This is a genomic window from Arthrobacter sp. Bi26, assembly GCF_918697925.1.
Classification (GTDB): Bacteria; Actinomycetota; Actinomycetes; order Actinomycetales; family Micrococcaceae; genus Arthrobacter.
The window spans coordinates 36,246-47,076 of record NZ_CAKKMF010000032.1; the positions used below are offsets into that span (position 1 = coordinate 36,246).

Here is a 10,831-nt window from a genome sequence, read left to right on the forward strand (position 1 = left end):
CATGGACGTTGATCCGCTGGATGCAAAGATTGTCCGATTTTTCACGGATTCTCCCAGGGCCTCGGTCCTGGAAGCCTCCCGGGTGCTGAAGGTGGCCCGGGCGACGGTGCAGTCGCGGCTGGACCGGATGCAGGCCGGCGGGGTGATCGGCTCGTGGGTGCCGCAGCCGGACCCGGCACATTTCGGCTTCCCGGTGGTGGCGTTCTGTTCCCTCACGATCAACCAGGATCTCGGGCACGACGCCGTCGTGGAGGCCATGGCGAGGATCCCCGAACTGATTGAGATCCACACCGTGTCCGGGAGCTCGGACCTCATGGCCCGCATCGCGGCACGGTCCAACTCTGACCTCCAGCGCGTCCTCGATGCCATGATTGCCACCCGGACGATCCTGCGGTCCTCCTCCGTGATCGTCCTCAACACGCACTTCCAGGGGCGCACCCTGCCGCTGCTCGAAGCCGCGGCCGCAAGCAGTGAGAAGCCAGGCGGGTGAACCGGGCCGTGGGCTAGAGGACGCTCAGGTTTCCGGGCAGGCCGGTCCGGCCGGTGAGCAAGAGCAGCAGCTCACCGGCGGACGGCAGCCGGGAGCCGATGGCTCCGGCGAGCTCCAGCGAGGCCGCGACCGCCGGGGCCAGGGAAGCGGGCGCCGGGAGCCCCAGGGCGCGCGCCAGGTCCAGGGTGTGCACGGCCAGCTCGAAGGTCCGGGTCGGAAGGTAGTCGACGAGCGTCATTACCCCGGCGGGGGTGGCCAGAAGGGCATCGTCCGGCGTGTTCCTGACGAGGGCGGTGACCCGTTGGACCAGCTCCCGCACCGCTGCGGCTGGATCCTCGCCCAGGGCGTCCCCGGTTTCCTTGCCTCGCTGCGCGATCGCATCCGGCGAGGCGACGCCCCGAACGGCCAGGAAGTATTCCACCGGACCCGCCACCCGCTCCCCGGCGGCCGGGGTGGCGAGGTAGGTCTCCACGGTTGTCAGTGCGCGGCTCGTGTGGCCGGTCAGTGCCCGGACATCCCATTCACCCAGTGCCGGCCGCGACCACCCCTGATGCGGTACCCGTCCGGCGACCTCCAGGAACGCCTGGGCCGCTCCCGCGTAACAGGCCCTGACTGCTGCTGCGTCCATACCCTCCGGGTCCATATCTTCTGAGTCCATAGCCCCGATTAATACCGGTGCCGGCACCCGCAGGCAAGCCCGGGCCGAACGCCCGGGCCGCCCCAGGGCCGGGCATGTGACCTGAAACATTTTGCGCCCGGCCAGCGTCGCCGTATCATTAGTTCTAGTCAAATTGACTATAACTAATCCGGCGGTCGGACCGGATCTGTCCGGGCAGTCCATCGCGGACCCGCCCGGGACCCAAGAGGGCGGGTGGATCACCGTTTACACCACAGCAGCCAACGTCTCGGAGCGCCAGACCGCTCCGCCGTCGTTGGCCATCTCCACTGTGATCTTTGCGCTGCGCCCCAGCGAGCGGTCCGGACGGCCCACGCTGTGGATTCCGCTGGTGCGCCGGATCCGCGAGCCGTTCAAAGGCCTCTGGGCCTTGCCGGGCGGCCCGCTCACGCATTCCGAGTCACTCCAGGACGCCGCCTCGCGGAACCTGCGCGAGACCACGGGGCTGGCCCCGAACTACCTCGAACAGCTCTACGCCTTTGGCGGGCTGCACCGCTCGCCCACCCAGCGCGTCGTCTCGATTGTGTACTGGGCGCTCGTCCAGCCGACGGAGGCCGCGCTCGCCGACGAATCGGAGAACGTGCGCTGGTTCCGTGCCGACGGGCTCGGCGAGCTGGCCTTCGACCACAACGCGATCATCGACTACGCCCTGTGGCGGCTGCGCAACAAGATGGCCTACGGATCCATCGCCTACCACCTGCTGGGCGAGTACTTCACCCTCGCCCAGGTCCGGGAAGTCTACGAGGCCGTCCTGGACCGCGAACTCGATCCCGCCAACTTCCGCCGGCAGGTCAAGGCCACGCCGGAAATCGAAGAAACCGATCACTATCTGCAGGGCGGCAAGCACCGCCCGCCACGCCTCTACCGCTTTACCGGCCGCCCAGGCCTTGACCCAGACAACAGGAGCACACCATGAGCAGCGTCAACACGGCAATCCAGCTGATCACGCGCGAGCAGGCCACGACCATGACGGGGCGCGCGGCCGCCTCCACCTGCAGCCCCGCGCTGGCCCGCGGGCCCTGGGACTACGACCTCGCCGAAGCCCTCGCCGGTGTCCCCGCCTACGGGCCGGGCGCCTCCTCCGCCGACGCCGCGCCGGCCTCGACGCCCCGGCAGGGCCAGCTCCCGGAGGAGTACAAGCTTGCCAGCGACGCCGAACTCGACGCCCGGATCCGCGCCGCCAAAGCGGCACTGGGGGACCGCGCCGTCGTGCTGGGGCACTTCTACCAGCGCGACGAAGTGATCGAGTATGCCGACTTCGTGGGCGATTCCTTCCAGCTCGCCAATGCGGCCCTGACCCGGCCGGACGCGGAAGCGATCATCTTCTGCGGCGTGCATTTCATGGCCGAGACGGCGGACATCCTGTCCCGGCCGGACCAGGCCGTGATCCTGCCCAACCTCGCCGCGGGCTGCTCCATGGCTGACATGGCGGACATCGACTCGGTCACCGAGTGCTGGGAACAGCTTGAGGAAGTCTTCGGCACGGAGCCCGACGCCGACGGCCGGGTCCCGGTCATCCCGGTCACCTACATGAACTCCTCCGCAGCCCTTAAGGGCTTCTGCGGCGAGCGCGGCGGGATCGTCTGCACGTCCTCGAACGCCGCGACGGTGCTGGAGTGGGCGTTCGAGCGCGGCCAGCGCGTGCTGTTCTTCCCGGACCAGCACCTGGGCCGCAACACCGCCAAGGCCATGGGGGTGCCCCTGGAGCAGATGCCGATGTGGAACCCGCGCAAGGACCTCGGCGGCAATGACGAACAGACCTTGCTCGATTCCCGGGTGATCCTCTGGCACGGCTTCTGCTCGGTGCACAAGCGCTTCGACGTTGGCCAGATCGAGAAGGCCCGCGCAGAGTTCCCCGGCGTGCAGGTGATCGTGCACCCGGAATGCCCCATGGAGGTGGTGGACGCCGCCGATTCCGCGGGCTCCACCGACTTCATCAAGAAGGCAATCGCCGCGGCCACCGAACCCACCACGTTTGCGATCGGCACTGAGATCAACATGGTGAACCGCCTCGCGGCGGAATACCCGCAGCACACCATCTTCTGCCTGGACCCGGTGATCTGCCCCTGTTCCACGATGTACCGCATCCACCCCGGCTACCTTGCCTGGGTCCTGGAAGCGCTCGTCCGCGGTGAGGTGCTGAACCGCATCACCGTGGAAGAGGACGTTGCCGCCCCGGCAAAGGTGGCGCTGGAACGCATGCTGGCGGCGCGGCCGTGACCAGGCGGCTCGTGATTGTCGGTAGCGGGGTTGCGGGGCTCTACGCCGCGCTGCTCGCTACCGACGCCGCCACCGGAAGCGGCCGTGACATCGAGGTGGTCCTCCTGAGCAAGGGGACGCTGGAGCAGAGCAACACCTTCTACGCCCAGGGCGGCATCTCCGCCGTGCTGGCCCCGGAGGATGCCGCCGCCGGGGACTCCGTGGCAGCGCACATCGCGGACACGCTCGCCGCCGGTGCCGGGCTCAACGACGCCGAGGCAGTCCGTGTCCTGTGCGCCGAGGCCGTCCGGGACATCGCCGGCCTGGGCCGCTATGGCGTGCATTTCGACACGGGTCCCGACGGCGGGCCGGCCCTGGGCCTGGAAGCGGCACACTCGGCGCCGCGCATCCTGCACGCCGGCGGGGACGCGACGGGTGCCTGCATCGCCCGCGGGCTCGTCGCCGCCGTCCTGGAACGCGCAGTCCTGGATCGTGCTGTCCACGGCCGGCTCCGGGTGGAGACCAGCGCGTTCGTCACCGAACTCCTGACGGAACCGGATGCTCTGTCACAGCCCGGCGGCATGCTCCCGACGCCGGCCCGGGTCACCGGCGTGGCCTACCTGGCCGGCGGACGGCCCCAGCAGCTCGCTGCCGACGCCGTCCTGCTCGCCACCGGCGGTGCCGGGCGGCTGTTTGCCCGCACCAGCAATCCCTCCGTCGCGACCGCCGACGGGCTGGCCCTGGCTTGGCGTGCCGGCGCCGCGGTGCGGGACCTCGAGTTCTTCCAGTTCCACCCCACCACCCTTGCCGCCCAGGAGGTCCCTGGCGGCCCGCCGGCCCTGCTCATCTCCGAAGCGGTCCGCGGCGAGGGGGCGGTGCTGCTGGATTCCGCTGGATACCGCTTCATGCCGGACTACCACCCCGATGCCGAGCTGGCCCCCCGCGACGTCGTCTCCCGCAGCATCGCCCTGCACCTGTCGGCCACCAGGGCCGCGCTGGACAGCCCGGTCTACCTGGACGCCCGTGGCGTCGAGGCAGAGAAGGGTGCGGGCTTCCTGGCCCGGCGGTTCCCGACCATCACGGCCGCCACCCTCGCCGCCGGCTACGACTGGACCGCGGAGACGGTACCCGTGTCCCCGGCCGCCCACTATTGGATGGGCGGCGTGTGCACCGACCTGAAGGGCCGCACATCGGTTCCGGGCCTGTATGCCGCCGGCGAGGTCGCCCGCACGGGCGCGCAGGGGGCAAACCGGCTGGCGAGCAACTCGCTGCTTGAGGGCCTCGTGTTCGGCCGCCGTGCGGTGGAGGACTTCCTGCGTGCGCCCGTGCCGGAGGCGGCCTGGCTCTCGCCGGCACGCGGGGACCTCCAGCCGGGCAGCCATGTCCCGCCCGCGGCGGCCGTTACCCCAGAGGCTGCTACCCCAGAGACAGGCGGCACCGGCGCGGCGGAGGTTCCGTTCACCCGCGCGGCCCTGGGGAGACTCATGACCGCGGCTGCGGGAGTCACCCGCACGGGCGCCGGCCTCGACGCCGCCGCGCTCCAGCTGGCGCAGTGGGCCGCCGGCCCTGAAACCGCCGGCCTTGAATGCGGAGTCCACGCCGGGCCCAGCGCCGGACACAGCGCCTGTCTCGGCCAGGATGCCCATGAGGACCGGAACCTGCTGCTGGCTGCGGAACTCCTCGTGGCGGCGGCCCGGCAGCGCACACAATCCGTCGGCGCCCATTACCGGGCCGACACGGACGCCACCTCAGCCCTCACCCATTCCATGCAAAGGATTTCCTCGTGACCACCACTGCCCACGCAACCGCTTCACCGGAAACCGCAGCCCCGGAAGCCGTGCCCTCCCGTGCCGCGGCGCTCGCCGGGAGCCTGCCCGAGGCCGCCGTCCTGGCCGTCCTCCGCATGGCGCTGGACGAGGACGCCCCGTACGGGGACATCACCTCGCAGGTGCTCATCCCCGCGCAGGCGCGGGCGACTGCGGTGCTCAATGCCCGCGTTCCCGGCGTGCTGAGCGGCGGGGAGGTCTTCACCGCGGCGATGAAGCTGACCGACCCGGGCGCCGTCGTCGAACTGCTGGTCAACGACGGCGAGGCCTTCGCCGCCGGAACCGCACTGGCCCGGGTGACCGGGAACGCCCGCGCCGTGCTGCTGGCCGAACGCGTCGGCCTGAACCTGGTCCAGCGGATGAGCGCCATCGCCACCAGGACGGCCGAGTTCGTGGCGCTCGTGGACGGCACCGCGGCGCGGATCACAGATACCCGCAAGACGACGCCGGGGCTGCGGGTGCTGGAACGCTACGCCGTGCGCTGCGGCGGCGGCGCCAACCACCGCTTCAGCCTGTCTGACGCCGTCCTGGCCAAGGACAACCATCTGGCGGTCCTCACCGGCGGTGATCCGGCGAAGCTGACCGCGGTGCTGCGGGGCGCCAAGGCGCAGCTTGGCCATACAACACACTTCGAAGTGGAAGTGGACACCATCGAGCAGATCGAGCCCGTACTTGCGGCCGGGGTGGACACCATCATGCTGGACAACTTCTCCCTGGCCGAGCTGGCGGCCGGCGTCGAACTGGTGGGCGGCCGGGCCCGTGTCGAAGCCAGCGGCAACGTCAATCTCGCCACCGTGGCGGACATCGCGGCCACGGGGGTGGACGTCATCTCGATCGGGGCCCTGACGCACAGCGTCACGGCCCTGGACCTCGGCCTGGACATTGAGCTGGATGTCGAGCCCGTTCCTGCCCCGGAACAGACGGCCGGCTGAGGCGCACCGTGATCTTCCTCGACGCCGCGGCCACCACACCGGTCCGCCGCGAGGTGCTGGAGGCCATGTGGCCATACCTCACGGGCGAGTTCGGCAACCCGTCAAGCCATCACTCCCTGGGTGAGGCGGCCGCCACGGCGCTCGCCGGGGCACGCACCGCAACCGCCAAGGCCCTGGGCTGCCGCCCCGGGGAAGTCGTCTTTACCTCCGGCGGCACCGAAGCTGACAACCTCGCCGTCAAGGGCATCGCCCTGGCCCGGCGCGCCGCCGATCCGCGCCTGGACCGGGTGGCGATCAGCGCCGTCGAACATCCCGCGGTGGAAGAATCCGCCAGATACCTCGAACGGGTGCACGGCTTCGCGGTCGACGTGATCCCTGTGGACCGCTTCGGGCAGGTGACGGAAGAGGCCCTTGCCGCGGTGCTGCAGCCCGGGACGGCCCTGGTCAGCATCATGTACGCGAACAACGAGGTAGGCACGGTCCAGCCCATCGCCCGGCTCGCGGCGCTGGCCCGCGCCCACGGCGTCCCGTTCCACACCGACGCCGTCCAGGCCGCCGGCTGGCTGCCGATGGACACCGGCGCACTGGGCGTTGACGCGCTGAGCATTTCCGGCCACAAGCTGGGAGCGCCCAAAGGCAGCGGCGCGTTGTTTGTCCGCGGACGGGTCCGTCTTGAACCGCTGGTCCACGGCGGCGGGCATGAGCGCGGCCGCCGTTCGGGAACGGAAAACGTCGCCGGGGCCGTGGCGCTGGCGACAGCCCTGACGCTGCCCCGGGAACCGGCCGGGCGCGTCTCTGCCCTCCGCGACGGGTTTATAGGCGCCGTGCTGGCCGGTGTTCCCGGTGCGCTGCTCACCGGGCACCCCACCGAGCGGCTGCCCTCGGTGGCATCTTTCTGCTTCCCGGGCACCAGCGGCGAGTCCGTGCTGCTGGAACTTGAGCGCCAGGGCGTCATCTGCTCCAGCGGGTCCGCGTGCGCGGCAGGCTCGGATGCGCCGTCGCCGGTGCTGCTTGCCATGGGCATCGAGCCCGAGGTCGCCCAGTCGGCGGTGCGCTTCAGCTTCGACTCGACCGTCACGGCAGTTCAGTTGCAGGAGGCGGCGGCCGCGGTCCGCACGGCCGTCGGCAGCGTCCGCTCCCTTGGGGAAGCTAGCGGTGGCGGGCGCGGCGGAAGATCCAGTGCCGCAGCATCGTGAACCGCACCGCGGTCGCGGCGAAGCCGGACAGTGTGGTGGTCCACAGTTCCTCGGCCACGGTGGCATCCGGGTTGATCCAGTGCAGGACGGCCAGGCTGCCGCCGGTGATCAGCAGCGCGACGAGGATCACGATCAGGCCGTTGAGGTGGTCCCGCTTCATCCGGCGGCGCTCGGTGATCTTGAACGTCAGGCGCCGGTTGAGGGCGGTGTTCATGAACGATGTCAGGATCAGGGCCGCCGCGTTGGCCGGCTGGGCCCCGAGCCAGGGCCGGGACAGGGCGTACAGGGCCAAGGAAGTCAGGGTACAGACAACCCCGACGCCGGTGAACCGGATGAGCTGCCGGACCACCGGGTAGCGGAGGATTCCGCGGTGGCGGCGGGCGGTCTGGCCGCGGACGGCGGCGGCAGGAGCCTGCTGTTCGAGCTGGGTCTCCATCCGCTCAGTACAGTTCGCCCACGGGGATGTCCACGGCCAGCCGGTTCGCCGGGCCCGCAAGCGGACATGCCCAGGCTTCGTTGTAGGCGCAGGAGGGGTTGTAGGCGAAATTGAAGTCCAGGACGAATTCGGCCTGGGGCCCGGAGCCCCGCACGCCGTGGAAAGCCCCCTTGATGGTGTCCAGGAGGTAGCGTCCCGCGCCGTAGCTGCCGCCGGGCTGGCCGGCGGTGGCGTCACGGAACGGCACGAAGATGCCGCCGCCGTAGCCCCTGAGCTTCCAGACTGCGAGCTGTCCCATCTCGGGAAGGTCGAAGGTGCCCAGCCGCACAAACCGGACCAGGCCGTCAGTCCCGGTCTCCACATTCATCTCCCGGCCGGCGCCCTCGAGGGTCAGCGGGACATGGAAACGGTAGATCGGATCGTAGTCCGCCGTCTTCAGGCCGCCGAAGCTGGCCTTGGCTTCTGCCGTCAGCGCCGAGGCCGGGTGCGTGCCGAACATGCGGTCCCGCTCCTGGCGCCAGTACGAATGGGCCTCCGCCGGGCTGTCCGCGGCAATCTTCCGCGTGGTGGCATAGAGGGCAAAGGTCCGCAGCCGCCAGTCCGCGATATCGAGCGCTGACATGCCTGCCACGTCGCCCTGGTCCCCAAAGTGCGTTCGGTCAATGTCATGTTCGGCCATGCCCCCAGCGTATCCGCTTTCCCGGGGCCGAAATTTGGGCCCCGGATTCCGGGCCGGACCCCCGCGCCGAATAACCCGTTCCGGCGGACCATCCAGCCGTAGACTTTCGCCCATGCGCAACCCCCTGCAGAACGCGGCCGCCGGCAATACCCTCAAGAGCCCCGGGGCCACGCCGGGCAGCGCGGGGTACACACCGGGCAGCGCCGGCGAAACACCGGGCAGCGCCGGGCGCGCGGCAGCGTCGCTGGCGGAGCTCGTGACGTACCGGACCGTATCCTCCCGGGCCGTGGCCGGGGTGGAGACAGACCAGTTCGAGGCCTTCATCGCGGCACTGCCACGGCTGTACCCGGCCGTCCATGCCGCCCTGGAACTGGAGCGCGTCAACGGCCACGCCCTCCTGTACCGCTGGCCCGGCAGCGCCTTGGCGGAGGACCCAGCGGCCGCGCAGCGCGCCTCGGTGCTGATGGCGCACTACGACGTCGTCCCGGCGGGCGACCCAGGACAGTGGACGCAGGCGCCGTTCTCCGGCCACAACGACGGCACCTTCCTGTGGGGCCGCGGGACACTCGATGACAAGGGCCAGCTCGTTGCCATCCTGGAGGCGGCCGAGAGCTTGCTCCGGGCGGGGCATGCCCCCGCGCATGACCTCTACTTCTCGTTCGGCAACAACGAGGAGACGGCCGGCAACAGCGCGGCGGCCGCCGCAGACCTGCTGGCCGGCCGCGGTGTGTTGCCCTGGCTCGTGCTGGACGAGGGCGGTGCCGTCGCCGGCGGTGCCTTCCCGGGGGTGAGCCGCCCGGCCGCCGTCGTCGGCGTGGCCGAAAAGGGAATCCTGGACGTGGAGCTGCTGACCCGGGACCAGGGGGGACACGCCTCCACGCCGCCGCGGATGGGCGCGACGGCCCGGCTGGCCCGCGCCATCACCCGGATCGAGCGCAGCCCGTTCCCGCAGTCGCTGCCGGAGGTGACCGCGGAGATGCTGCGCCGCTTCTGCCCGCACACGCCGCCGCCGCTGCGAACCGTGTTCGCTAACGTCGCCCTGCTCCGGGCGCCGATCACCTGGCTCTTTGGCCGGCTCGGCAACGAGACCAACGCGATGACCCGAACCACCGTCGCCATCACCACCCTCGAAGGCAGCTCCGGGGCGAACGTCCTCGCCGCCACGGCCAAGGCCAACGCCAACATCAGGGTGGCGGTGGGGGAGACCGTCGAGGGCACCGTGGCACGACTGCGGAAAATCATCCGCGACCCGAAAGTCGAACTGCGCGTCGTGGAGGGCAACGGCCCGTCCCCGGTCTCCCCGAACTCCGCGCAGTGGGAACTGCTGGCGGACTGCATCGGGCAGGTCTTCCCCGAGGCGATCATCACCCCCTACATCATGATGGGCGGCACGGACTCGCGCCGCTTCACCGGGATCTGCGGCACCGTGTACCGCTTCGCGCCGTTCTTCATGGATGTCCGGGCCCGCGGTTCCATCCACGCCGTTGACGAGAAAATTTCCCTGGAGACGCTGGACCGGGGCGTCCGCTTCTACGAAACACTGATGCGGGAACTCTGAGTCATGCGGCGCCCCGGCTACGCTGGCACCATGACTGGGACGGCCCCTTTCGGAGGATCAGGCACCGCCGGAGTCCGGAGCGCTCTGCTGCGCACCGGCGCGGCGCTCGCGGTGGCGGCAGCCCTGACGGGCTGCAGCAGCGACGGCAAGGGGACGCCGGTCTGGACTGCAGGCAGCAGCGCGGCGGACGGTACCACTGACAGTGAGAGGCAGTCTGCCACCACTGGTCCCGCACCGTCGGGCCCGCCATCCTCGGCCGGCGCTGCCGCCACCCCCGGCTCGAGCGCGGGGGCCTGGAAAGTCTTTACCGACCCGGCAAAGACCGTCAGCTTTGAGGTGCCGCAGGACTGGATCGTCCAATCCGTTGCTCCAGACTCGGGTGCGCTGCCGGGGGCACTGAAGATCACCGTGAAGGACGCTGAAGGCGGCTACCTGGCCACCTTGCAGACCGGTCTGCCGCCGCAGCCTGCGCCGGCCTGCGCTGACGGCGCCGCACGGGACTACGTCGTGGTCAGCAGCGTGCCCGTTGACCTCCCGCACGCCGGCGGCGAGGGAACCATTGACCCGCACGTGGTCTTCCGGGTTATCCAGGGCTACAAGTACTTCGGCTCCTACGGCATCACCAACGTGGTGGGCGGCACCGGCGGCAAGAGCTGCGCGTTGCAGAATGTGGTCCGTGGCGTGGCCGGCAAGGGGGACTATTCGTTTGGGGACCTGACGGTGCTGAAAACGCTGGCGCCTGACCAGAAGGTCGCCCCCGCAAAGGCGTTCGACACTCTCGACCAGGCGGCCAAGTACGTCAATGAGGGGTCCGAATTCGCCAACGTCCAGCGGATGCT

The 10,831-nt window shown here is 70.3% G+C and carries 11 protein-coding genes; 8 read left to right on the forward strand and 3 right to left on the reverse strand.

The genetic code is table 11. From position 1 onward, the window contains the following. The first annotated feature begins 1 nt into the window (after position 1). Positions 2-490 carry an Lrp/AsnC family transcriptional regulator gene (locus tag LQV16_RS10665; RefSeq protein WP_229993861.1) on the forward strand — a complete coding sequence of 163 codons (489 nt, stop codon included), beginning with the start codon at positions 2-4 and terminating at the stop codon, positions 488-490. A gap of 13 nt (positions 491-503) precedes the next feature. Here LQV16_RS10665 and LQV16_RS10670 read toward each other — a convergent pair whose 3' ends face one another. Then, complete coding sequence (locus tag LQV16_RS10670; protein ID WP_229993862.1) at positions 504-1,148, reverse strand: maleylpyruvate isomerase N-terminal domain-containing protein; 645 nt, start codon at positions 1,146-1,148, stop codon at positions 504-506. Positions 1,149-1,365: 217 nt separating this feature from the next. Between LQV16_RS10670 and LQV16_RS10675 the strand changes: the two genes are divergently transcribed. The 5 genes from LQV16_RS10675 to LQV16_RS10695 all read left to right on the forward strand — a co-directional run bounded on the left by LQV16_RS10675 (position 1,366) and on the right by LQV16_RS10695 (position 7,319). Further along, entirely contained in the window at positions 1,366-2,082 is a 717-nt protein-coding gene (locus LQV16_RS10675; protein WP_229993872.1) for an NUDIX domain-containing protein, read from the forward strand. Then, the gene (gene nadA / locus LQV16_RS10680; protein ID WP_229993863.1) at positions 2,079-3,386 is read left to right on the forward strand and encodes a quinolinate synthase NadA; all 1,308 of its coding nucleotides are present in this window, start codon (positions 2,079-2,081) and stop codon (positions 3,384-3,386) included. Before LQV16_RS10675 ends, nadA begins: the two co-directional genes overlap by 4 nt. Beyond that, positions 3,383-5,152 carry an L-aspartate oxidase gene (nadB, locus tag LQV16_RS10685; RefSeq protein ID WP_229993864.1) on the forward strand — a complete coding sequence of 590 codons (1,770 nt, stop codon included), beginning with the start codon at positions 3,383-3,385 and terminating at the stop codon, positions 5,150-5,152. The genes nadA and nadB overlap by 4 nt, the downstream gene beginning before the upstream one ends. Before the next feature lie 116 nt (positions 5,153-5,268). Continuing rightward, positions 5,269-6,123 (forward strand): carboxylating nicotinate-nucleotide diphosphorylase, encoded by an 855-nt coding sequence (gene nadC / locus LQV16_RS10690; protein WP_229993873.1) that lies wholly within the window; start codon positions 5,269-5,271, stop codon positions 6,121-6,123. Between the two features lie 8 nt (positions 6,124-6,131). Further along, on the forward strand, positions 6,132-7,319 hold the full coding sequence (locus LQV16_RS10695) for a cysteine desulfurase family protein (protein WP_229993865.1): 1,188 nt from the start codon (positions 6,132-6,134) through the stop codon (positions 7,317-7,319). On the opposite strand, the gene LQV16_RS10700 is transcribed toward LQV16_RS10695, so the two are convergent. Together LQV16_RS10700 and LQV16_RS10705 are read right to left on the reverse strand one after the other, a co-directional pair. Beyond that, positions 7,273-7,755: a GtrA family protein gene (locus LQV16_RS10700; protein ID WP_229993866.1), complete on the reverse strand. Its 483-nt coding sequence runs from the start codon at positions 7,753-7,755 to the stop codon at positions 7,273-7,275. The two genes, LQV16_RS10695 and LQV16_RS10700, sit on opposite strands and share 47 nt — an antisense overlap. A 4-nt stretch (positions 7,756-7,759) precedes the next feature. After that, positions 7,760-8,434, reverse strand: coding sequence for a DUF1684 domain-containing protein (locus LQV16_RS10705; RefSeq protein WP_229993867.1), 675 nt, complete (start codon positions 8,432-8,434; stop codon positions 7,760-7,762). A 112-nt stretch (positions 8,435-8,546) separates the two neighbouring features. Between LQV16_RS10705 and LQV16_RS10710 the strand changes: the two genes are divergently transcribed. After that, on the forward strand, positions 8,547-9,992 hold the full coding sequence (locus LQV16_RS10710; protein WP_229993868.1) for a M20/M25/M40 family metallo-hydrolase: 1,446 nt from the start codon (positions 8,547-8,549) through the stop codon (positions 9,990-9,992). Positions 9,993-10,022: 30 nt separating this feature from the next. Further along, the coding region (locus tag LQV16_RS10715; RefSeq protein WP_229993869.1) for a hypothetical protein at positions 10,023-10,831 on the forward strand (809 nt) is incomplete at its 3' end.